Source organism: Nocardioides sp. JCM 18999, assembly GCF_055391175.1.
Genome location: NZ_AP043887.1, coordinates 830760 through 853541, shown reverse-complemented (window position 1 = coordinate 853541; position 22782 = coordinate 830760). Strand labels below are relative to the sequence as shown.

Annotated in this window: 20 protein-coding genes; 7 read left to right on the top strand and 13 right to left on the bottom strand. The window is 68.6% G+C overall.

Annotation, left to right across the window (positions count from 1 at the left end; all coding sequences use genetic code 11):
* Position 1 precedes the first annotated feature (1 nt).
* Together ACZ5J1_RS04090 and dxr are read right to left on the bottom strand one after the other, a co-directional pair.
* The gene (locus tag ACZ5J1_RS04090; RefSeq protein WP_464562762.1) at positions 2-1321 is read right to left on the bottom strand and encodes a M50 family metallopeptidase; all 1320 of its coding nucleotides are present in this window, start codon (positions 1319-1321) and stop codon (positions 2-4) included.
* An 87-nt stretch (positions 1322-1408) separates the two neighbouring features.
* Positions 1409-2494, bottom strand: coding sequence for a 1-deoxy-D-xylulose-5-phosphate reductoisomerase (gene dxr, locus ACZ5J1_RS04085; protein ID WP_464562760.1), 1086 nt, complete (start codon positions 2492-2494; stop codon positions 1409-1411).
* 18 nt (positions 2495-2512) lie between these two features.
* Between dxr and gabT the strand changes: the two genes are divergently transcribed.
* Positions 2513-3844, top strand: coding sequence for a 4-aminobutyrate--2-oxoglutarate transaminase (gene gabT, locus ACZ5J1_RS04080; protein WP_464562758.1), 1332 nt, complete (start codon positions 2513-2515; stop codon positions 3842-3844).
* A 14-nt stretch (positions 3845-3858) separates the two neighbouring features.
* On the opposite strand, the gene ACZ5J1_RS04075 is transcribed toward gabT, so the two are convergent.
* Genes ACZ5J1_RS04075 through ACZ5J1_RS04060 form a run of 4 tightly spaced genes read right to left on the bottom strand, consistent with a single transcriptional unit; the run spans position 3859 to position 7812 of the window.
* Positions 3859-4677 carry an ABC transporter permease gene (locus tag ACZ5J1_RS04075; RefSeq protein WP_464562756.1) on the bottom strand — a complete coding sequence of 273 codons (819 nt, stop codon included), beginning with the start codon at positions 4675-4677 and terminating at the stop codon, positions 3859-3861.
* A complete protein-coding gene (locus ACZ5J1_RS04070) occupies positions 4674-5510 on the bottom strand; it encodes an ABC transporter permease (RefSeq protein WP_464562754.1) in 837 nt (278 codons plus the stop codon). The genes ACZ5J1_RS04075 and ACZ5J1_RS04070 overlap by 4 nt, the downstream gene beginning before the upstream one ends.
* A 44-nt stretch (positions 5511-5554) precedes the next feature.
* On the bottom strand, positions 5555-6763 hold the full coding sequence (locus ACZ5J1_RS04065) for an ABC transporter substrate-binding protein (protein WP_464562752.1): 1209 nt from the start codon (positions 6761-6763) through the stop codon (positions 5555-5557).
* Positions 6764-6813: 50 nt separating this feature from the next.
* Entirely contained in the window at positions 6814-7812 is a 999-nt protein-coding gene (locus ACZ5J1_RS04060) for an ABC transporter ATP-binding protein (protein ID WP_464562750.1), read from the bottom strand.
* Positions 7813-7944: 132 nt separating this feature from the next.
* Between ACZ5J1_RS04060 and ACZ5J1_RS04055 the strand changes: the two genes are divergently transcribed.
* Both ACZ5J1_RS04055 and ACZ5J1_RS04050 read left to right on the top strand, forming a co-directional pair.
* Positions 7945-8688, top strand: coding sequence for a FadR/GntR family transcriptional regulator (locus ACZ5J1_RS04055; protein ID WP_464562748.1), 744 nt, complete (start codon positions 7945-7947; stop codon positions 8686-8688).
* 8 nt (positions 8689-8696) lie between these two features.
* Positions 8697-9371, top strand: a complete 675-nt coding sequence (locus ACZ5J1_RS04050; protein WP_464562746.1) for a cache domain-containing protein — start codon at positions 8697-8699, stop codon at positions 9369-9371.
* 42 nt (positions 9372-9413) lie between these two features.
* Here the strand turns inward: ACZ5J1_RS04050 and ACZ5J1_RS04045 are convergent, their stop codons facing one another.
* Entirely contained in the window at positions 9414-10862 is a 1449-nt protein-coding gene (locus ACZ5J1_RS04045) for a gamma-aminobutyraldehyde dehydrogenase (protein ID WP_464562744.1), read from the bottom strand.
* Between the two features lie 43 nt (positions 10863-10905).
* Complete coding sequence (locus ACZ5J1_RS04040) at positions 10906-12528, bottom strand: amidohydrolase (RefSeq protein ID WP_464562742.1); 1623 nt, start codon at positions 12526-12528, stop codon at positions 10906-10908.
* Between the two features lie 125 nt (positions 12529-12653).
* Here ACZ5J1_RS04040 and ACZ5J1_RS04035 point away from each other — a divergent pair, with 125 nt between their 5' ends.
* Together ACZ5J1_RS04035 and ACZ5J1_RS04030 are read left to right on the top strand one after the other, a co-directional pair.
* Positions 12654-14051: an aspartate aminotransferase family protein gene (locus ACZ5J1_RS04035; protein ID WP_464562740.1), complete on the top strand. Its 1398-nt coding sequence runs from the start codon at positions 12654-12656 to the stop codon at positions 14049-14051.
* Positions 14052-14236: 185 nt separating this feature from the next.
* On the top strand, positions 14237-15196 hold the full coding sequence (locus tag ACZ5J1_RS04030; RefSeq protein WP_464562738.1) for a type IV toxin-antitoxin system AbiEi family antitoxin domain-containing protein: 960 nt from the start codon (positions 14237-14239) through the stop codon (positions 15194-15196).
* An 80-nt stretch (positions 15197-15276) separates the two neighbouring features.
* Here the strand turns inward: ACZ5J1_RS04030 and ACZ5J1_RS04025 are convergent, their stop codons facing one another.
* The 5 genes from ACZ5J1_RS04025 to ACZ5J1_RS04005 are packed head-to-tail and all read right to left on the bottom strand — an operon-like array spanning position 15277 to position 20707.
* Positions 15277-16665, bottom strand: coding sequence for an NAD(P)/FAD-dependent oxidoreductase (locus ACZ5J1_RS04025; protein WP_464562736.1), 1389 nt, complete (start codon positions 16663-16665; stop codon positions 15277-15279).
* Positions 16665-17489 carry an ABC transporter permease gene (locus tag ACZ5J1_RS04020; protein WP_464562734.1) on the bottom strand — a complete coding sequence of 275 codons (825 nt, stop codon included), beginning with the start codon at positions 17487-17489 and terminating at the stop codon, positions 16665-16667. Before ACZ5J1_RS04020 ends, ACZ5J1_RS04025 begins: the two co-directional genes overlap by 1 nt.
* Positions 17486-18403: an ABC transporter permease gene (locus ACZ5J1_RS04015; protein ID WP_464562732.1), complete on the bottom strand. Its 918-nt coding sequence runs from the start codon at positions 18401-18403 to the stop codon at positions 17486-17488. The genes ACZ5J1_RS04020 and ACZ5J1_RS04015 overlap by 4 nt, the downstream gene beginning before the upstream one ends.
* Positions 18403-19536 (bottom strand): ABC transporter ATP-binding protein, encoded by a 1134-nt coding sequence (locus ACZ5J1_RS04010; protein ID WP_464562730.1) that lies wholly within the window; start codon positions 19534-19536, stop codon positions 18403-18405. Before ACZ5J1_RS04010 ends, ACZ5J1_RS04015 begins: the two co-directional genes overlap by 1 nt.
* A gap of 4 nt (positions 19537-19540) precedes the next feature.
* The gene (locus tag ACZ5J1_RS04005) at positions 19541-20707 is read right to left on the bottom strand and encodes an ABC transporter substrate-binding protein (protein ID WP_464562728.1); all 1167 of its coding nucleotides are present in this window, start codon (positions 20705-20707) and stop codon (positions 19541-19543) included.
* Between the two features lie 162 nt (positions 20708-20869).
* Here ACZ5J1_RS04005 and ACZ5J1_RS04000 point away from each other — a divergent pair, with 162 nt between their 5' ends.
* Complete coding sequence (locus tag ACZ5J1_RS04000; RefSeq protein ID WP_464562726.1) at positions 20870-21343, top strand: Lrp/AsnC family transcriptional regulator; 474 nt, start codon at positions 20870-20872, stop codon at positions 21341-21343.
* On the top strand, positions 21343-22719 hold the full coding sequence (locus ACZ5J1_RS03995; RefSeq protein ID WP_464562724.1) for an NAD(P)/FAD-dependent oxidoreductase: 1377 nt from the start codon (positions 21343-21345) through the stop codon (positions 22717-22719). The genes ACZ5J1_RS04000 and ACZ5J1_RS03995 overlap by 1 nt, the downstream gene beginning before the upstream one ends.
* Positions 22720-22782: the final 63 nt, after the last annotated feature.

The following is a 22782-nucleotide window of genomic DNA, read 5'->3' as shown; positions in this document are numbered from 1 at the left end:
CTCAGCCCGCAGGGAGATGCACCGGGACGACCAGGTCGCCGACGATGAGGACGAGCCCCATCACGAGCATCGCTGAGGCGACGACGTACGCGATCGGGAGCAGCTTCGCGGCGTCGACGTAGCCGGGGTCGGGCCGCCCGGTGAGCCGGGCCCACCCGCGTCGGATCCCCTCCCACAATGCCGAGGCGATGTGCCCGCCGTCGAGCGGAAGCAGGGGGATGAAGTTGAACAGGCCGATGAAAAGGTTGAAGCCCCCGATGAGCCCGATCATGAAGACCATCTTGTCGACGATCGGGAAGCCCTCCTCGGAGACCGTCTCGCCGGCGATGCGGCCGCCGCCGACGATCGAGACCGGGCCGTTGGGGTCACGCTCCTGGACCCCGACGATCGCCTTGGCCACGCCCCACACCTTGGCGGGCAGGTGCACGAACGACTCGACGGACTGGCGGGTCATCGCTCCCATCTCGCGCAGCGTGAACCACGGCCCGCCGTGGGTGACCGCGATGTGGGTGGTCGGGGTGACGCCGAGGAAGCCGACCTGGGTCAGGGTGTCGCTGCCGGTCGCAGTCGGGCGGGCCTGAACGGTGGTGTTGGTCTCGACCGTGCGCACCTCGCCGTCGCGGACGAACGTGATCGTGGCGGCGCCGTCGTCGTTGGTCCGCACCAGCGCGCGCAGCTCGTTCCAGGAGCCGACCGGGGTGCCGTTGAAGCCGGTGATCTCGTCACCGGGCTGCAGGCCCGCGATCGCGGCGGGCGACTTCGGGTCCGAGGCGACACAGTCGGCGCGCTGGTCGGCGTACGGGATGACGCACTGCGTCACCGTGTCCAGGACCGGGGTCCCGGAATCGGCCACCTGCTCACGGACGCCGTACGTGGAGAAGATGAGGAGGTAGCAGAAGAAGGCGATCAGCAGGTTCACCGTGGGGCCGCCGGCCATCACGATGACCTTCTTCCACCAGGCCATCTTGTAGAACAGCCGCGGCTCGTCCTCCGGCTTGACCAAGTCCCACTCGGCCTGCCGGGCGTCGCTGATCAGCTGGGTGAAGAAGCCGGTGTTGGAGTCGCGCTGCTCGCCGTCCTTGCCGGGCGGCAGCATTCCGATGATCTTGACGTAGCCGCCGAGCGGGAAGGCCTTGAGGCCGACCTCGGTCTCGCCGCGCTGCTTGGACCACACGGTGGGGCCGAACCCGATGAAGTACTGGGTGACCTTGCCACCGAACTTCTTGGCCGGGATGAGGTGACCGAGCTCGTGCAGGCCGATCGAGGCCAGGATCGCGGCGAAGAAGACGACGATCCCGAGCGTGTAGAGCAGTGCGGTCACGAGGTCACCGCCTGAGGAAACGAGCGCCAGCGAGGCCCGGAGGGCGGTGTGCCGAGGGGCAAATTCAAGGCGGTCAACGTGGGTGTCTCAGTCCTGGATCAGTGCGGTGGCGGTCTCTCGTGCCCAAGCGTCAGCGGCGAGGATGTCGTCCACGCTCAAGCCTTCCGAGCGTACGTCGTCCGCCTGAGCGATCACTGAATCGACGGTGTCCACGATGCCGGTGAAGCGCAGCCGTCCGGTGCGGAACGCATCCACGGCGACCTCGTTGGCGGCGTTGTAGATCGCCGGGATGGTGCCGCCCCGCTTCCCCGCCTCCCGAGCCAGCGCGACCGCCGGGAACGCCTCGTCGTCGAGCGGGAAGAACTCCCAGGTGTTCGCCGTCGTCCAGTCCACCGCCGGAGCGGCGTCCGGCACACGGTCGGGCCAGTCCAGGCCCAACGCGATCGGGATCAGCATCGTCGGGGGGCTCGCCTGCACCAGCGTCGAGCCGTCGATGAACTCGACCATCGAGTGCACCACGCTGGTCGGGTGCACGACGACCTCGATCCGGTCGAAGTCGATGCCGAAGAGCAGGTGCGCCTCGATCACCTCCAGCCCCTTGTTGACCAAGGTGGCGGAGTTGATCGTGATCACCGGCCCCATGTCCCAGGTGGGGTGGTTGCCGGCCTGCTCCGGGGTGACGTCCTCGAGGCTCGCACGGCTGCGGCCGCGGAACGGGCCGCCCGATGCCGTCAGGACCAGCTTGCGGACCTCGCTCGGCGCTCCCCCGCGCAGGCACTGAGCGATCGCGGAGTGCTCGGAGTCGACGGGCACGATCTGGCCGGGCTTGGCGCGCTCGAGGACCAGCGGACCGCCCATGATCAGACTCTCCTTGTTGGCCAGTGCCAACGTCGTCCCCGCGTCGAGGGCGGCCAACGTCGGGAGCAGACCGACCGCGCCGGTGATCCCGTTGAGCACCACGTCGGCTGACTGGGCGGCCGCTTCGATCGACGCCTGCTCCCCCAACCCGGAGAACGCCGGCCTGAACTCGTCGACCTGAGCGGCGAAGAGGTCCGGGTTCGAACCGCCGGCGGTCAGCCCCACCACCCGGAACCGGTCCGGGTTGGCCCGGACCAGGTCGAGGGCCTGGGTTCCGATGGAACCGGTCGAGCCGAGGATCACCACATCACGCATGGCGATAGTCTTCCAGGCATGAGCGGCGGCCCCTCGATCCCCCAGAAGCGCGTTCTCGTCACCGAGATCCCCGGCCCCGAGTCGCGGGCGCGACTGGAGCGGAAGAAGGCGTTCGTCTCCGACGGTGTCGGGGTCGGCCTGCCGGTCTTCATCGAGTCCGCCGGCGGCGGCATCCTGCGCGACGTCGACGGCAACGCGCTGATCGACCTCGGCTCCGGCATCGCCGTGACCACGGTCGGCAACTCCGCCGAACGTGTCGTGGCCCGCGCCAGCGAGCAGCTCGCCGCGTTCACCCACACCTGCTTCACCGTCACCCCGTACGACGCCTACGTCGACGTGGCCGCCAAGCTGGCCGAGCTCACCCCGGGTGACCACGCCAAGAAGTCGGCGCTGTTCAACTCCGGCGCCGAGGCGGTCGAGAACGCGATCAAGATCGCCCGCCGCGCGACCGGTCGCAACGCGGTCGTCGTCTTCGACCACGCCTACCACGGGCGCACGAACCTGACGATGGCGATGACGGCGAAGAACCTGCCCTACAAGGACGGCTTCGGTCCGTTCGCCGGTGACGTCTACCGGGTGCCGATGTCCTACCCGTACCGCGACGGCCTCTCCGGCGCCGACGCGGCTGCCCGCGCGATCGACGTGATCCACGCCCAGGTCGGCGAGGACCGGGTCGCGGCGATCATCATCGAGCCGATCCAGGGCGAGGGCGGCTTCGTCGTCCCGGCCCCGGGCTTCCTGCCGGCTCTGGCTGCCTACGCCCAGGAGCACGGCATCGTCTTCATCGCCGACGAGATCCAGTCCGGGTTCGTCCGCACGGGCGACTGGTTCGCCGTCGACCACGAGGGTGTCGTGCCCGACATGATCACCACCGCCAAGGGCATCGCCGGCGGTCTGCCGCTGTCCGCGGTCACCGGGCGAGCCGAGATCATGGACGCCGTCCACGCCGGTGGGCTGGGCGGCACCTACGGCGGCAACCCGGTCGCCTGCGCCGGCGCGCTCGGTGCGATCGAGGAGATGGAGACCCACGACCTCGCCGCCCGCGCCCGCGAGATCGGCGCCATCCTCACCTCACGTCTCGAGGCGATGCAGGTCGCTCACCCCGTGATCGGGGACATCCGTGGCCGCGGCGCCATGATCGCGATCGAGCTGACCAAGCCCGGCACCCTGGAGCCCGACGCCGCCCGGACCGGGGCCGTGGCGTCGTACTGCCACAAGAACGGCGTGATGGTGCTGACCGCCGGCACCTGGGGCAACGTCTTCCGCTTCCTGCCGCCGCTGTCGATCAGCGACGAGCTGCTCCACGAGGCGCTCGACGTGGTCGCGGAGGCGTTCACCGCCACCGCCTGACGCGGTTCGCCCGGTCAGCGGACCGGGTCGTCGCTCCCGGACAGCCGCTGGGCGAGCCAGATCGGGATGATCGAGACGATCACCAGGAACGCCGCGACCGCGTTGACGATCGGCGCCTGGTTGGGCCGGAACAGGTTCGCGAAGATCCAGATCGGGAGTGTCTGATCGGTCGCGCTGGCGGTGAAGGTGGTCACCACGATCTCGTCGAAGGACAGCGCGAAGGCGAGCAGCGCACCCGCGAGCAGCGCCGAGCGCATCAACGGGAACGTGACCAACCAGAAGGTCGTCCACCCGGACGCCCCCAGGTCCGCCGACGCCTCGGTCAGCGAGCCGGCGGTGCGCCGCAGCCGGGCCTGGACGTTGTTGAACACGGTGACGATGCAGAACGTCGCGTGCGCCACGGTGATCGTGAAGATGCTCAGGTGCAGCCCGAGCGTCGAGGTGAACATGGTGTTGAGCGCGATACCGGTGACCACACCGGGCAGGGCGATCGGCAGGATGATCAGCAGCGAGACCACGTTGCGACCGAAGAACTTCGTCCGCTGCAGACCCAACGCCGCCAGCGTGCCGAGGACGAGCGCGATCACGGTCGCCATCAGACCGACCTGGACCGAGACCCACAGCGCGTTCCGGGCTCCCTCGGAGTGGAAGGCCTTCTCCCACCACTCGGTGGTGAATCCCGTCGGGGGCCAGGCGAAGGTCTTGGAGGTGTTGAACGAGTTGAGCACCACCAGCGCCAGCGGCACGTAGATGAAGAGCAGGACCAGCCCGGTCGCGACCCCGTAGAAGGCCTTCGACCGAGGCGTGACCATCGCGTTCGCTGGGGTGGTCATAGGTTCTCCAAGGCGCCGGTGCGGCGGACCGCCCACAAGTAGACGAGCATGACGACGATCGGGATGAAGGAAAGCGCCGCGGCGAAGGGCAGGTCGTTGGCCGTCCCGAAGGACTGGTAGATCACGCCACCGAGCACCTGGGTCGGACCACCCACGATCTTGACCGCGACGTAGTCACCCAGCGTCAGCGAGAAGGTGAAGATCGAGCCTGCGACCAGCGCGGGGAAGACCGACGGCACGATCACCCGGCGGAAGGTGGTCGCCGGGGTCGCCCCCAGGTCGGCGGAGGCCTCGATCAGCGAGCTCGGGAGCCGCTGGAAGCCGGCGTACACCGGCAGGATCATGAACGGCAGCCAGAGGTAGGCCATCGTGATGACGAGCGCCGGCAGGCCGTACCCGATGTGGATGCCGATCGAGCTCAGCGGCCCGGACTCGGAGAACATCGCACGCCAGGCATACGCCTTGACCAGGTACGACGCCCACAGCGGCGTCAGGATCGCGATGACCAGGATCCGCTGCCACCGCGCACTGACCATCTTGGCCATGAAGAACGCGATCGGCAGGGCCAGCAGGCCGTCGATCAGGGTGACCACCGCGGCGATCGCGATCGTGCGGAACGCAATGGTGCGGTAGACCGGCTCGGTGAGGATCGTCTGGAAGTTCTCCAGCGTGAACTCTTTGATGACTTCCGGTGTGTACTCACCGACGGACCAGAACGCGGTGAGGAGCAGCACAGCCAGGGATCCGAGGTAGAAGACCCCGAGCCACAGCATCGGTGGGGTCAGGAACCCCACGGTGGACAGGGCCCCTCGGACCCCTGGCTTGCTACTCATCGTTCAGCGTTCTCCCACTCAGTTCTTGAGCTCAGCCCTTGAGCTCAGCCCTTGATCTCGGTCCAGGCCTTGGCCCACTCCGAGTACGGCACGCACGTCACGTCACGACCGTCGAGGCAGTCCGAGATCGGCGTGGTCCAGTACCAGACCTTCTTGGCGTAGGCCTCGTCGTTGGCGTGGAACGTGTCGCAGAACGTCGCGTCGTCGTACTTCGTCGCGACGGTGTCGCACGCCTTGGCGTTGGCCGGAGCCTCACCGAAGTAGTACGCCGACTCGGCGTTGCCGTCAGGCCCGCCGATGTAGTCGAGCCAGGCGTAGGCGCAGTTCGGGTGCTGCGACTTCGCGTTGACCATCCAGGTGTCCGACCAGCCGGTCGCACCCTCGGCCGGGACGGAGGCCTCGACGGGCTTCTTGTCGGCCTCGATCAGGTTGACGATGACCTGCCACGAGGTGCCGAGGACGTCGTCGCCCTTCTCGAAGGCCTGCTGCTGCGCGGCGTAGTCGCTCCAGTACTCCCCGACCACCTTGCGCTGGCCCTTGAGCAGCTCGACGGCGGCGTCGAACTGCTTCTGGTCCAGGGCGTAGGGGTTGGTGATCTTGAGGTCGGGCTCGGTCTGCATCAGCACCAGCGCCGCGTCGGCGATGTAGATCGGGCTGTCGTAGGCCGAGATCTTGCCGGCGTACGGCGAGCTCGGGTCGAACATGTCGGCCCAGCTGGTCGGCGCCGGCTTCACCACGTCGGGGTTGTAGGTGAGCAGGTTGGCGCCCCAGCCCTGCGGCATGCCGTACATCTGGCCGTCGACCGAGTTGTAGGCCGTGTCCTTCAGGAACGACTGGATGTCGGCGTAGTTCTTGAGCAGGTCGGTGTTGACCGGCTGGACGTAGCCGCCCGCGATCAGGCGGAGGGAGGCGTCACCCGAGGCCGAGACGACGTCGTACTCGTCGGTCTTCATCAGGTTGAGCGCCTCGTCGGAGGAGCCGAAGTACTTGACCGTGGCCTCGCAGCCGGTGGCCTTCTCGAAGGGGGTCACCCAGTCGTACTCCGGAGCGGTGCTGCCGTCCTCGGCGTAACCGGGCCAGGCGAGGATGTTGACCGCACCCTCCCCGTCCCCGAGCGACTTCACCATCGGGATGTCCGGGGCCTTGAAACCGCCGTCGGACGCGCTGTCCGAGTCCGAGCCGCCGCACGCGGACAGGGCGAGTGCCCCGACCGAGAGCAGCGCACCGGCCCGCAGGGCGAGTGACTTCTTCATCTCTTCTCCTTGATGTTGCGGTGGTTCGCAGGATGCGACGTGGGTGGGGCTCAGGACTGGCCGAGGACGACCAGGTCCTCCGGACGCCAGCTGACGGTCACGGCCGCGCCGCGCTCGGCGAGCGGAGCAAGGCCCTTGTTGGGTTCGGAGACGGTGACCGTGGTGCCGTCGCCGAGCGTGACGATGGTGTGCGTGGCCGCACCGAGGTAGACGACCTCGCTGATCACGCCCTTCGCGCTCTGGGACTCGGGGTCAGGAGTGCCGAGGTGCAGGCGCTCCGGTCGTACGGCGGCCTGGCCGGTGCGTCCGGTCAGGGTCGGGGGCAGCAGGTTGGTGGTGCCGACGAATCCGGCGACGAACGTGCTCGCCGGCTTCTCGTAGAGCTCGACCGGCGTGGCGATCTGCTCGATCCGACCGGCGTTGAAGACCGCGATCCGGTCGCTCATCGTCAACGCCTCCTCCTGGTCGTGGGTGACGAAGACGAAGGTGATCCCGACCTCGCGCTGGATCTCCTTGAGCTCGAGCTGCATCTCCCGGCGCAGCTTGAGGTCGAGCGCACCCAACGGTTCGTCGAGGAGCAGCACCGTCGGACGGTTGACCAGGGCGCGGGCCAGCGCGACCCGCTGGCGCTGACCTCCCGAGAGCTGGTGCGGCTTGCGGTCGCCGTACCCCTCGAGGCGGACCTGGGCGAGCGCGGCCCGGGCCCGCTCGGCACGCTCGGCCTTGGCGACCTTGGCCACCCGCAGGCCGTACTCGACGTTGCCCTGCACGGTGAGGTGCGGGAAGAGCGCGTAGTCCTGGAAGACGGTGTTGACGTCGCGCTGGTTCGCCGGGAGGCCGGTGACGTCCTCGCCGCCCAGCTCGATCGTTCCGCCCGTGGGCTGCTCGAAGCCCGCGATCAGGCGGAGGACGGTCGTCTTGCCCGAACCCGAGGGTCCGAGCATGGAGAAGAACTCCCCCTCGGCGACCTCCAGGTCCAGGTCGTCGACGGCCGTGACCTCGCCGTAGACACGCTGAAGACCGGTCAGTCGGATGGCCGCGCCCGTCATGTTCCCCACCTCGTCACCGCTGGTCTGTCGCCATCGGTCTGCAAATCATATGGTTTCAGATGTTAATTCGGGAGACGTTTCGTGTCAGCGAGTCGTTAAACCTGCGACCGTGGCCGTCCGAAGGGAGGTTCGATGACCACCAAGCAGCAGCCCAGCCCTGCTCGTGCCGCCGTCTTCGCACCCCTCGGCGACGCCGGTCGCGCCCGACTGGTCGAGCACCGGATCGCCGAGGCGATCCACTCCGGCCTGCTGGAGGACGGCGAGAAGCTCCCCACCGAGGCCGACCTCGCCCGTCAGCTCGGCGTCGCCCTGGTCACCGTCCGCGAGGCCCTCGACGCCCTGAGGCGCCGCTCCCTGATCACCACGGTCCGTGGCCGCAACGGCGGTAGCTTCGTCACCGCCGACGCCGACGTGGACCACCAGTCCGGGCGTCTCGCCACCCTCTCGCGGCTCGAGCTCCGAGACCGCGCCGCCCACCACCTCGTCGTGCTCACCGGCAGTGCCGAGCTCGCAGCCGAGCGGGTCGACCCGGGCGAGCTCGACTACGTGCACGCGATCCTCGCCGCGGCCGACGCCGCCGATCCCGACGACGTGGGTGCCTGGCAGCGTGCCGAGACCGAGCTCTACCTCGCCGTGGCAGCGCTCACCCAGTCGGTCCGGATCACCCGGGACGTGATCCGCCAGGAGGCCGACTTCGGCAGCCTGTTGCGCCTGACCCTCACCGACGACACGCATCGGGCCGCCACCCGGGAGCGTCTCCGGGAGCTGGTCACGGCGATCGAGGACGGCGACGCCACCGCCGCTCGCGCCGCCGTCCGGCTCCAGCTGAGAGAGGCCGTCGAACGTCTGGCCGACCTCCACGCGGCGGTGCGATGATGACGAACATGCATGGGGCCACGACCGACCTCAGCGCGGACGTCACTGCGACCGTCCGCGCGGTCGAGCGTCATTTCCACCGGATCTTCGACGAGCTCGCCCGCTGGCACGACTCGATCGCCGACGTCTTCGAGGCCGGGCCGGTCACGGCTGCGGTCGCCTCGGCCGCCATCCTCACCCAGGCGCTCGCCTTCCTCGACGGACCGAACAACGTCGTCGGCGGCGGCTTCGTCGCCGCGCGCGGCGCGCTCGTGGATCGTCCGCTCTACCTGGCCTGGTGGCAGGGCGAGGAACGCTCGCTCCTGGCCGAGCCGTCGGTCCCGCCGACCGAGGTGTTCGACTACACCCGGCGGCCGTGGTTCAGCGTCCCGGAGCAGACCGGCCGCCGGCACCTCACCGGACCGTACGTCGACTTCGTCTGCACCGACGACTACACCGTCACCGCCACCGCCCCGGTGATCGTGAACGGCACGATGGTCGGCGTCGTCGGCGCCGACACCCTGGTCGAGACGCTCGAGGGCGAGCTCCTCGCCGGGCTGCGCGAGTCCGGCGCCACGCTGGTCAACGAGTACGGCCGTGCCGTGGTCTCCTCCGACCCCCACGTCGGCCCCGGTGACCGGATCGAGCTCGCCGGCGCTCGCGTCGAGTGCCGCGACCTCCCCCTCGCCGTCGTCCTGCCGTAGTTCTTCGCCGAGATGGCCGGTATTGCCCTCCGAGATGGCCGGTCAGCCGATGTAGGACATCACGTGCTTGATCCGGGTGTAGTCCTCGAGGCCGTAGACGGAGAGGTCCTTGCCGTAGCCGGAGTGCTTGAACCCGCCGTGCGGCATCTCGGAGACGAACGGGATGTGGGTGTTGATCCACACCACGCCGAAGTCGAGCCGCTTGGAGACCCGCATCGCGGTGCCGTGGTCCTTGGTCCAGATCGACGAGCCGAGACCGTACTTCACACCGTTGGCGAACCGCAGCGCCTCGGCCTCGTCGGTGAACTTCTGCGCGGTGATGATCGGACCGAAGATCTCGGCCTGGACCTGCTCGTCGTCCTGGCGCAGGTGGGACAGCACGGTCGGCTCGTAGAACCAGCCGCCCTCGCCACCCTCGACGACCGCGAGCTTCCCACCGGTGGCGACGGAGGCGTGGTCGGGCAGACGGTCCACGACACCCGCCACCCGCGCGAGCTGGTCAGGGTTGTTGAGCGCCCCGAAGAACGTCGACTCGTCGAACGGCAACCCGGTGCGCAGCTTCCCGACGGCCTCGGCGAGCGCGGCGACGAACTCGTCGTGGATCCCTTCCTGGGCGAGCACGCGCGTGGCCGCCGTACAGTCCTGGCCGCCGTTGAAGAGACCGGCCTCGGCGATCGCAGTGGCCGCAGCCTCGATGTCGGCGTCGTTGAACACGATGACCGGGGCCTTGCCGCCGAGCTCGAGGTGGACCTTCTTGACGTCGTCGGCCGCAGCCTTGGCGACCTCGATCCCGGCGCGCACCGAGCCGGTGATGGCGATCATCTGCGGCGTCGGGTGGGTGACCATCGCGCGGCCGGTGTCGCGGGTGCCGCTGATGACGTTGAGCACGCCCGGCGGCAGGAACTCCTGGGCGATCTCAGCCAGCAGCAGACTGGCCGCCGGGGTGGTGTCGCTCGGCTTGAGCACGATCGTGTTGCCCGCAGCCAGGGCCGGGCCGATCTTCCACGACATCATGTTGAGCGGGTAGTTCCACGGCGCGACCTGACCGATCACACCGATCGGCTCGCGCCGGATGATCGAGGTGTGGTCGGCGAGGTACTCCCCCGCCGAACGCCCCTCCAACGTGCGAGCCGCGCCCGCGAAGAAGCGGATGTGGTCGATCGTGGCCGGCATCTCCTCGCTGGTGGTCAGGGAGTAGGGCTTCCCGGTGTCGCGCACCTCGAGCCGGACCAGCTCATCGGCCCGCTCCTCCATCGCGGAGGCGAGCTTGAGCAGCCGCTCCGAGCGCTCGCGCGGCGTGGTCTCGCCCCAGGTCTCGAACGCCTTCTCGGCGGCCCGGTAGGCACGGTCGACGTCGACCTCGCTCGACAGGGGCGCCTGGGCGTAGACCTCGCCCGTCGAGGGGTCGAAGACGTCGTACGTCGCCCCGTCGGCCGCGTCGACGAGCTCGCCGTCGATGACGTTCTTGAAGCTGATCTGCGTGGTGTCCATGGTGCGTGGTGATCCTTCGTCGTTGGCGAATCAGAGGGGCGAATCAGAGGCTGAAGACCTGGGTCCCGGCGACCCAGGTGGAGGTGACGGTGGTGCGTGCGATCTCGCTCGCATCGGCAGCGAACGGGTCACGGTCGTGCGCCACCAGGTCGGCGGTGTGACCGACGGCGATCACACCGGCCCCGCCCCGCTGGTCGCGATGGTTGATCCAGGCACTTCCCGAGGTGTACGCCGCCAGGGCGACCTCCAGGCTCAGTGCCTGTTCGGGGTTGAGCGGCTCGCCGCCGTACTCGGGATCGGTGCGGTTGACCGCGACGTGCAGCGCCTGCCACGGATCGGGGGTGCTGACGGGCCAGTCGCTCCCTGAGACCATCCGAGCGCCGCCGGCGATCATCGAGGCGAACGGGTACTGCCACGCCGCTCGCTCGGGGCCGACCTGGGGCAGCGTCAGGTCGACCATCTGGTCGTCGAGGCACGCCCACAGGGTCTGCGCGTTGACAGCGACGCCGAGCGGGCCGAACCGCTCCTGGTCCGACGGTCGGACGAACTGCAGGTGCGCCAGGTGGTGGCGGAGGTCTCGGGCGTCGGGTCCGACCGCCTCGAGCGCGTCGAGGGCCTCGGCGACCGCGCTGTCGCCGATGGCGTGGATGTGGAGCTGGAAGCCGGCCTCGGCGAGCAGAGGCGCTGCGGTCTTGAGCACGCCCGGATCGACGAAGGAATGACCTGTGTTCTGCGTCGCGTGACCGCAGCGGTCGAGGTAGGGCGTGCTCATCGACGCGGTGCCGTTCTCCGCCACACCGTCCTGCATCACCTTGATGCTCGTGGCCCGGAAACGACCGTGGCTGTAGGCCTCGCGCAGCGCGATCAGATCGGAGACCTGCTCGGTCCCCCGCTCGCGGTCCCACCACAGCGCGCCGACGACCTCAGCGATCAAGGCACCGGAGCGGGCGGCGGCGAGGTACGTCGGCCCCGGGTTCGTCATCCCCGCGTACTCCCCGATGATGGCGTCCTGCCAGCCGGTCACTCCGACGGAGAAGAGATAGCGCTGAGCCTCCTCCAACCCGGCGAGCAGCTCCTCCGCGGTGGCCGCCGGCACGTGCTCGCCGACCAGCGCCATCGCTCCCTCGTGCAACGTGCCGGTCGGCGCACCCTGCTCGTCCCGCTCCAGATAGCCGTCGCTCGGGTCGGGGGTAGCAGCGCAGATCCCGGCCAGCTCGAGGGCACAGGAGTTGGCCCAGGCGCCGTGGTGGTCGCGGTTGACCAGGAAGACCGGCCGGTCGGGGACGATCGCATCCAGGTCGCTCGCGAGCGGCGTGCCGCCGGGGAAGCAGGCCATCGCCCAGCCCCCGCCCAGGATCCAGGGCAGGTCCGGGTTGGCGTCGGCGTACGCCGTGATCGCGGTGAGGTAGTCGTCTCGGTCATAGAGGTGGGACAGATCGCAGCGGAGCCGCTCCACGCCTCCTTGGACCGCGTGGATGTGGGCGTCGGTGAACCCCGGGGTGAGCAGTCCGCCGGCCAGGTCGACGACCTCGTCGGCACTGGGCAGTTCCTCGCCGTGGCCGACCAGCGCCGTGATCCGACCGTCCTGGGCGAGTACTCCGGCGAGGTCGTCGCGATACCGGACGCCGTCGAAGACCGGGCCGTTCACCCAGAGGGTCGAAGTCATGGACACATCCAACAGTGTGACCCATGACTTCGCATCAGCACCGTGTTACGCCCGCGTCACAACTGATTTCGTCGTCCTAAGAACCGCCACCTCCGATTTTCGTTGTTCTGTCGTACAGTGGCGGCATGGCTCTCGATCCGTCGAACTACGACCAGATGCAGCGCGCCGCCAAGGACCACCTCTGGATGCACTTCACCCGGCACTCCAGCTATGCGTCGGGCGACGTCCCCATCATCGTGAAGGGTGAGGGTGCCTACATCTGGGACTCGAAGGGCAAGAAGGTCCTCGACGGCCTGGCCGGCCTCTTCGTCAACCAGGTCGGGCACGGCCGCACCGAGCTCGCCGAGGCTGCCTCGAAGCAGATGAACGAGCTCGCCTTCCACCCGCTGTGGTCCTACGCGCACCCCAAGGCGATCGAGCTGGCCGACCGGCTGGCCGGCGCTGCCCCCGGTGACCTCAACCGCGTCTTCTTCACCACCGGCGGCGGTGAGGCTGTGGAGTCGGCGTGGAAGCTGGCCAAGAACTACTTCAAGCTCACCGGCAGGCCCGGCAAGCACAAGGTGATCAGCCGCGCGATCGCCTATCACGGCACCACCCAGGGCGCGCTGTCGATCACCGGCATCCCGGCGCTCAAGGCGCCGTTCGAGCCGCTGGTGCCCTCGACCTTCCGCGTGCCGAACACCAACGTCTACCGCGCGGACGAGATCACCTCCGGTCTGCTCGACGGATCCGACCCGGAACGCTTCGGCCGCTGGGCCGCGGACCAGATCGAGATCGCGATCCTCAACGAGGGCCCCGACACGGTCGCCGCGGTCTTCCTCGAGCCGGTGCAGAACGCGGGCGGCTGCTTCCCGCCGCCGGCCGGCTACTGGCAGCGGGTCCGCGAGATCTGCGACCAGTACGACGTCCTGCTCGTCTCCGACGAGGTGATCTGCGCCTACGGACGCCTCGGCACCATGTTCGGCGGGCAGAAGTTCGACTACGTACCTGACATCGTCACCTCGGCCAAGGGACTCACCTCCGGTTACGCCCCGCTCGGCGCGATGATCGCCTCCGACCGGCTGATGGAGCCCTTCCTGGAGGAGGGGAACACCTTCTACCACGGCTACACGTTCGGCGGTCACCCCGTGAGCTGCGCCGTCGCGCTGGCCAACCTGGACCTCTTCGAGTCCGACGACCTGCTCGGCAACGTGCAGCGCAACGAGGCCGCCTTCCTCGCCACGCTGTCGAAGCTGAAGGACCTCCCGATCGTCGGCGACGTCCGCGGGTCCGGGTACTTCTACGGGATCGAGCTGGTCAAGGACAAGGCGACCAAGGAGTCCTTCTCCGACGAGGACTGCGAGCGCATCCTCTACGGCTACGTCTCCAAGGCGCTGTGGGACGAGGGGCTCTACTGCCGTGCCGACGACCGCGGCGACCCGGTCATCCAGCTCTCCCCGCCGCTGATCATCGGCCAGCCCGAGTTCGACGAGATCGAGCAGATCATCCGCCGCGTCCTCGACAAGGCCTCCGGCATGCTCTGACGGAGAACCGGGGAAGGGTGAGCAGGCAGAAGTTTTCACCTGCCACCCGGTGAACAGGCAGAAGTTTTCAGTCGAATGCCGCGGACCGCACCGCTGACGGTGCACAGGTCCGCGGCATTCGGGTTTCCTCCACAGGTCGGCGCACCTTCGCCTCGTTCGACGGCGCCGGAGTGTGGCATCGGCCCATGCCCATTCCCCTGCTCGACCGCCTCCTGAACCTCCCATCAGCCGACCCCTTCACCCGTCAGCAAGCTGCGGAGTCGGGCGTCTCCGACACCCACCTGCATCGGTTGGTCGACGCCGGCCGGCTTCGCAGGATGATGCACGGCATCTACGTCGCCAGCGACGTGCCGGATTCCATCGAGCTGCGCTGCCGCGGCCTGGCCATCGGTCTGCCACCGGACGCCTTCATCTGCGACCGGACCGCCGCCTGGCTCTACCGCGGCGAGGGCTCACTCGGCCCCCAGGAACATCTGTCCGTGCCTGAGATCTCCTACTTCCGGCCCAGCATGCGACGTCGCACCCGCGGGATTCCCGCTCGAAGCGGCGAGCGGGCCGTCATCCCGGAGGACCTGCGCGAGCTCCACGGCCTCCGGATCACCACCGAACTTCGGACCGCCCTCGACCTTGGCCGCCTTCAACCCACTCGAGACCTCCGCCTGTGGGGCATGGACAACATGCTGAACTCTGGCGCCTTCACCCACGATGAGCTGCTCGCCGAGGTCCCCCGGTTCCGGGGCGAGCGTGGCGTGATCGGGCTGCGAGCGTTGGCTCCACTCGCGCGCATCGGCTCCCAATCGTTCGGCGAGTCATCGCTGAGGGGGCGTTGGTACGACGCCGGCCTCGGCGAACCGATCCTTCAGTTCGAGGTCGTGCTCGCCGACGGGACGACGTACTTCCTCGATCTGGCGGACGAGGACCTTCGCCTCGCAGCGGAGTACGACGGCGAAGAGTGGCACAGCACTCCCGACCAGCAGCAGCACGACACCGGGCGTCGGCAGCGAATGCAGGACGAGGCTGGGTGGATGTTCGAGGTCATGACCAAGGAGAACGTCTTCGGACAGCGTCAGGACGCTGAAACACGGCTACGAAGCGCCGCACGCACAGCCCGTGCGACCCTCGGCGAGCGTCTCTGGCACCTCTGAACCTCAAGGTGGCGCAAACTTCTGCCTGCTCACGCGTTCCCAGGTGAAAACTTCCGCCTGCTCACCCTGTTTCCTCCTGCTTAGGAGTCGAAGCCGAAGCCCATCCGGTCCATCGTCTTGAGGAACAGGTTGCGGCGCCCGGCGTTGCGGTCGGCGGCCTCGAGCGAGGCGGTCATCGCCTTGATCCCGAGGTAGCGGAACGGCTCGGGCGGGAAGGGCAGGGGCTTGGAGCGGACCATCTCCAAGGCGGTCCGCTCGGTCTCCTCCCCCGCGAGCTTGTCCAGCATCACCTGAGCGCCGAAGCGGGTCGCGGCCACGCCGAGGCCGGTGTAACCGACGGCGTAGGCGACCCGGTGGTCGTAGGCGGTGCCGAAGAACGCCGAGAAGCGGGTGCAGGTGTCGATCACCCCGGCCCAGCGGTGCGTGAACGACAGCCCCTCGAGCTGCGGGAACGTCTCGAAGAACTGCTCGGCGAGCAGCCCGTGCGTGCGACCGGCGGTCTCGAACGCCGGCGAGATCTTCGAGCCGTAGCGGTAGACGGCGTCGTACCCACCCCAGAGGATCCGGTTGTCCCGGGTCAGCCGGTAGTAGTGGAACAGGTTGGCCGAGTCCCCGATCCCCTCGCGCCCGGACCAGCCGATCGAGGCCAGCTGCGCGGGCGAGAGCGGCTCGGTCATCAGCACGTAGTCGTAGACCGGCACCGTCATCAGCCGCAGCCGGCGCAGCAGCGGCCGGAACGCGTTGGTGGCGAGCGCGACCCGGCCGGCACGCACCAGTCCGAGATCGGTGGTGACCCGCAGGCCGGCGCCGTCGCGGCCGAGCCCGGTCACCGGAGTGCCCTCATGGATCTCGACCCCCGCCGCCAGGCAGGCCTCACGCAGGCCCCAGGCCAAGCGCGCCGGTTCGACGAGTGCGGTCTCGTCGGGCAGCGCCACAGCCCCGAGGTACGTCGGCGAGTCGACCCGACCACGCACGGCCGCGGCGTCCAGGACCTCGTGGCGGACCCCGTGCTCGGCCAGGCTCGCGGCGTACTCGTGCAGCTCCTCCACGTGGTGCGGCTGGGTGGCGACGGCGAGCTCGCCCGAGCGCCGCCAGTCGCAGTCGATCCCGAGCCGATCGATCGTCTCGCCGATCTCGGTCAGGTTCTGGGCACCGAGCCGGTCCAGCACGTCGAGCTCGGAGGGCCACCGTTCCAACCCGTTGCCGAAGCCGTGGGTGAGGCTGGCCGAGGCGAAGCCCCCGTTGCGACCACTGGCCTGATCGCCGCAGCGGCCGGCCTCGAGCAGCACCACCGACCAGTCGGGGAACCGTTCCCGGGCGAGCAGCGCTGTCCACAGGCCGGTGTAGCCGCCGCCGACGACGACCAGGTCGGCCCGTGCCTCCCCGAGCAACGGCGCCAGCGGTGCGGGTCGCGCAGGATCATCGAGCCAGGCCGCGAGCGGCTCGGCATGGTTGAGCGAGGCGTGCATCAGCCGGCGAGCGCCTTCGCCCGACGCCGGGAGCCGAACTCTCCGCTGAGCACCACCAGCAGGGCGAGCAGGAACATCACGGTGCCGATCACGTTGACCTGCATCGGCACACCCCGCTGAGCAGCACCCCAGACGAACATCGGGAACGTGACGGTCTGACCCGCATTGAGGTTCGTGATGATGAAGTCGTCGAAGGAGAGGCTGAAGGCGAGCAGCGCGGCCCCCAGGATGCCCGGGAAGACCAGCGGGAACGTGACCTTCCAGAACGCCTGCGACTCGGTGGCGTAGAGGTCCATCGCCGCCTGCTCCAGGTTGTCGTCCAACCCGGCCAGTCTGGACTTCACCGTCACCACGACGAAGGAGAGGCAGAACATGATGTGGGCGACCAGGATCGTCCAGAAGCCGAGTCGACCTCCGAGCCCGCTCGCGACGAAGAGCGCGAGCAGCGAGGAGCCCATCACGATCTCGGGCGAGGCCATCGGCAGGAAGAGCACGGTGTTCATCGCGCTCCGCCCGACGAACCGGTGCCGGACGAGCGCGAAGGCTCCCAGCGTCCCGATGATCGTGGAGAACAGCGTCGCCAGCAGACCGATCTCGATGCTCTTGAGCACCGACTGGCACATCCCGTCGGGGGCACACGGGTGGAGCCAGTTGTCCAGGGTGAAGGACTGGAAGCTGTAGAGGTTGCGCGCCTTGCTGCTGTCGTTGAACGACATCAGGGCCACGACCATGTTCGGGATGTACATGTAGACCAGGACCAGGATGCCCAGGGTCATCACCAGGTGGTCGGTGATCCACCGACCCAGGCGGGAGAGGGGGTTCACAGCAGTTCCTCCGTCCCTGCCTTGCGGATGTAGAAGATCACCATCGTGACGATGATCGCCATCAGGATCACCGAGAGCGCGCCCGCGGCGGCGTAGTCGCCGATCGAGGTGAACAGCTCCTGGATCCGGTTGCCCACCATCGACTGGTTGGGGCTGCCGAGCAGCTCGGCGTTGATGTAGTCGCCGGCCGCCGGGATGAAGGTGAGCAGCGTGCCACCCACGACGCCAGGCAGCGACAGCGGCCAGGTCACCTTGAAGAAGGCCCTCGCCGGCGACGCGTAGAGGTCGCCGGCCGCCTCGATCAGGCGACCGTCGATCTTTTCCAGCGAGGCGTAGAGCGGCAGCACCATGAAGGGCAGGAAGTTGTACGTCAGACCGGCGATGACCGCGACCGGGGTGGCGAGCAGGTGGCCGTCGTCGCCCAGGATGTGCACGGTCTGGAGGAAGTCCACGACCCAGCCGTTGTCACCGAGGATCAGCTTCCACGACAGCGTGCGCAGCAGGAAGCTGGTGAAGAACGGTGCGACCACGAGCACCAGCATCAGGTTCTTCCAGCGTCCGGCCTTGAACGCGATCGCGTAGGCGAGCACGTAGCCGAGCACGAGACAGAAGAAGGTCGCCAGGCCGGCGTACCAGAGCGAGCGGAGCAGCGGCCGCCAGTACTCGCGCAGCGCGTCGGGGTAGTTCTGCCAGTGGAAGGTGACGTCGTACCCGGTGAGCACCGACCCGTTCGGGTCGAAGAGCGAGCTCGCCACCAGGGAGTAGAACGGGATGATGAAGAAGACGCCCAGCCACAGCACCACCGGCAGGATCAGCCAGTAGCCGGTCAGGCTGCGCCGCGGACGCGTGGCGCCGGTCGGCGCCGGCGGCGGTGGCAGCTCCGCGTCGGAACGCTCGGGGGTCTGGGCGACCATCACTGCTCCTCGAGGCCCGCAGCGGCGTCCTGGGCGGCGTCGAGCAGGAAGGCGAACTCGGGCCGCCAGGAGACGTCGACCTTGGTGCCCGGCGCCATCACGCCGCGCACCCCGGTGTTCTGCTCGAAGGCGAGCAGCTCCTGGCCCCACGGCATCCGGACGACGTACTGCGTCGAGACACCGATGAAGCTCGAGTCGAGGATCACGGCGCCGGTCATGTGGTTGCCGGGCGCGTCGATCTGTTCACCCTCCGGGGCGATCAGCACCTTCTCGGGACGGATCCCCACCCACCCCTTCGTGCCGGCCTGGTTGTCGGTGTGGGCCCGGTCGATCGGGATCGAGACCACGGTGCCGTTCATGTCGACCTTCACCTGGTCACCCTCGACACCGACCACGGTGCCGCCGATCAGGTTGGACTGCCCGAGGAAGTTCGCGACGAACGTGGTGGCCGGGTTCTCGTACAGCTCGGTCGGGCCACCCAGCTGCTCGATCACGCCGCCGTTCATCACCGCGATGGTGTCGGCCATGGTCATGGCCTCCTCCTGGTCGTGGGTGACGTGCACGAACGTGAGACCGACCTCGGTCTGGATCCGCTTCAGCTCCAGCTGCATGCCGCGACGCAGCTTGAGGTCGAGCGCACCCAGCGGCTCGTCGAGCAGGAGCACCTCGGGCCGGTTGATCAGCGCGCGGGCCAGCGCGACACGCTGCTGCTGGCCGCCGGAGAGCTGGGTCGGCTTCTTCGCCGCCTGCGGAGTCAGCTCGGTCAGCTCGAGGATCTCGGCGACCGGGCCCTTGACGTCCTTGACCCCACGACGACGCAGCCCGAAGGCGACGTTCTCCGCGATCGTGAGGTGCGGGAAAAGCGCGTAGTTCTGGAAGACGGTGTTGACCGGCCGGCGGTAGGGCTTCTCGTGGGTGATCTCCTGATCCCCGATCGTGATCGTCCCTTTCGACACCGTCTCGAGGCCGGCGACCATCCGCAGCGTGGTGGTCTTGCCGCACCCCGACGGCCCCAGCAGGGCGAAGAAGCTGCCCTGCGGGATCACCAGATCGAGGTCCTGGACGGCGACGAAGCCGTTCGGGTACTCCTTGCGCAGCCCGGTCAGGCGCAGGTCGCGCGAGCCGCTCGGCACGGAATCAGCCGCTCTTGACATCGTCGAACTCTCTTTCGTACGTCCGCATGGTGGCCTCGTCGAGCGCCATGAAACTGTGCGTGGACTTGAGGTAGTCCTCGCTGGGGAAGATGAGCGGGTTGTCGACCAGGGTCGGGTCGATCTTCTCCATGGCCTTCTGCGCCCCGTCGACGGGACAGACGTACCAGACGTAGGCGGCGAGCTTCGCCGCGACCTCGGGCTGGTAGTAGTAGTCGATCCACTTCTCGGCGTTGGCCTGGTGAGTGGCGAGGTTGGGGATGATCATGTTGTCCGACCAGATCATCATGCCCTCGTCCGGCTTGAGGAAGACGATGTTCTCGTCCTCGGCCGCGGCGACGTCACCGGACCACGCGACGCAGGCCGCGATGTTCCCGGCGGCCAGGTCGTTGATGTACTCGTTGCCGGTGAAGGCGCGGATCTGGCCCTTCTTGCGGGCGTCGTCGACCTTGCTGATCGCGGCGTCCCAGTCAGCGGTGGTGAAGTTGCTCGGGTCCTTGCCCTCGGAGAGCAGCATCAGGCCCATCGTGTCGCGCATCTCGGTCAGCATCGTGACCTTGCCCTTGAGGTCGGGGCGGGTGAGGAGCTCCTCCATCGTCCGCACCTCGGGCACCAGGCTCTTGTTGTAGGCGATGCCGCTGAAACCGCTCTGCCACGGGGCCGAGTACTCGCGCTTCGGGTCCCAGCCCACACCCTGGAGCGAGGAGATCAGGTTCTTGTCCAGGTTGGGGACGTTGGCCTTGTCGAACTTCTGGATCCAGCCCATCTGGATCATCCGCGCGGCCATCCAGTCCGTCAGCATGAACATGTCACGCTTCGTCGGCTCGCACCCGCCGAGCTGGTTCTTCACCTTGGCGAAGAACTCGTTGTTGTCGTTGACGTCGGCGGTGTAGCTGACCTCGATGCCGGTCTGCTCCTGGAAGACGGTCAACGTCGACTGGTAGTCGCCGTCGTCCTCGTCGATGTACGCCGGCCAGTTCGAGATGATCAGCTTCTTCTCGGTCGCCGACAGGTCCTTGGCGAAGCACTGCGTCGGGTCCTGCTTCAGGTCCGGTGTCCCGAACCGCGGCAGCACCGCCAGGCTCGCCAGCCCGAACGCCCCGATGCCGGCACCCTTCAACACCCCACGGCGGCTGAGGCCAGGTCCAGCCACGACGCACCCCCTCATCCACACCGGCCATCCGCCGGATGCTGGGATCGTGGCACGAATTCCTGGGCCAGGACAAGGGAATCCGTGGCCTAGAAACACGATTGCAACGAACTACGTCGTGGAACATGTTCCAAACAATGGAAACCATCGTCCACAATGGCGGACATGAATCGGGAGCGAAACAAGCCTGCGCCGGCGCTCGACGAGGTCAGCAAGGCGATCATCGAGCAGCTCCAGGCTGATGGTCGCCGATCGTATGCGGCCATCGGCAAGGTCGTGGGGCTCTCCGAGGCCGCCGTACGACAGCGCGTGCAGCGGCTCACCGACTCGGGCGTGATGCAGGTCGTCGCCGTCACCGACCCGCTCCAGCTCGGCTTCGCCCGGCAGGCGATGGTCGGGGTCAAGGTGACGGGGCCGCTCGAGCCGGTCGCCGACGAGCTGGCGCTGCTTCCCCAGGTCGACTACGTGGTGATCACCGCCGGCCCGTACGACATCCTGATCGAGGTCGTCTGCGAGTCCGACTCGGACCTGCTCGACCTGATCTCCTCGCACGTGCGCACCATCCCCGGGGTGGTCAGCACCGAGACGTTCATGTACCTGCGGCTGCACACGCAGTCGTACAACTGGGGCGTCCGCTGATGGAGTACGACGGGCTCTCCCTGTGGCACGCCACGGCCGGCGAGCCGCTCACGCCTCGTCCACCGCTGCACGAGGACCTCGTCGCCGACGTCTGCATCGTCGGCGCGGGATTCACCGGCCTCTGGACCGCCTACTACCTGGCGCAGGCGCGCCCCGATCTGCGGATCGTCGTCCTGGAGCGGGAGATCGCCGGGTTCGGTGCTTCCGGCCGCAACGGCGGCTGGGCCTCGGCGCTGTTCCCGAAGGGGCTCGACGCGCTGGCGGAGATGGGGACCCGCGAGTCGGCCCTCGCGCTGGACCGGGCCATGCGCCACAGCGTCGACGAGGTCATCCACGCCGCCGCCGCGGCGGGCATCGACGCCGACATCGCCAAGGGCGGCACGATCGTGCTGGCCCGCAGTGCGCCCCAGTGGGAGCGCGCACGCACCGAGGTCGAGCATGCGCGCAGCTGGGGGTTGGGCGAGCAGACCATCAGCCTGCTGGACGAGGCCCAGGCCCGCGCGCGGCTCAACGCCACCGGCACCCTCGGCGGCACCTTCACCCCTGACTGTGCCGCGATCCACCCGGCGAGGCTGGTGCGCGGGCTGGCCCGCGCCGTCGAGGAGCTCGGGGTGCGGATCTTCGAACGCACCCCCGTGTCCACGATCGACGACCACCTCGCCCGCACGCCGTCCGGGAGCGTCACCGCGGACGTCGTCGTGCGGGCCACCGAGGGGTACACCGGCTCGCTGGCCGGCTTCGAGCGCGACCTGATCCCGGTCTACTCGCTCATCATCGCCACCGAGCCGCTCCCGACCACGGTCTGGGACGAGATCGGCCTGGCCGAGCGGGAGACGTTCAGCGACTTCCGCAACCTGATCATCTACGGCCAGCGCAGCGCCGACGGCCGGCTGGTCTTCGGCGGTCGCGGGGCGCCGTACCACTTCAACTCCCGCATCACCGCAGCCAACGACCGCGACGAGCGGGTCTTCGCCTCGCTCTACGCCACCCTGATCGAGATGTTCCCGGTGCTGCGCGGCACCCGGGTGACGCACTCGTGGGGCGGCGCGCTCGGGATCCCCCGGGACTGGTGCGCCTCCGTCGGGCTGGACCGGCGCACCGGGGTCGCGTGGGCGGGCGGGTACGTCGGCGACGGCGTGACGACGACCAACCTCGCCGGTCGCACCCTGCGCGACCTGATCCTCGACGAGGACACGTCGCTCACCACGCTGCCGTGGGTCAACCACCGCTCCCCGCGCTGGGAGCCCGAGCCGTTCCGCTGGCTCGGGGTCAACGCCGGCCTGCGGGCGATGACGTTCGCCGACGCCGAGGAGTCCGCCACCCGGCGACCGTCGATCACGGCGCGACTGATGGCGCCCTTCCTCGGGGGCCACTGACCCGACTGAATATTCGGTTGCACCGCATCCGCGGCCCGACCGAGACTGGTCCACGACCGCTGT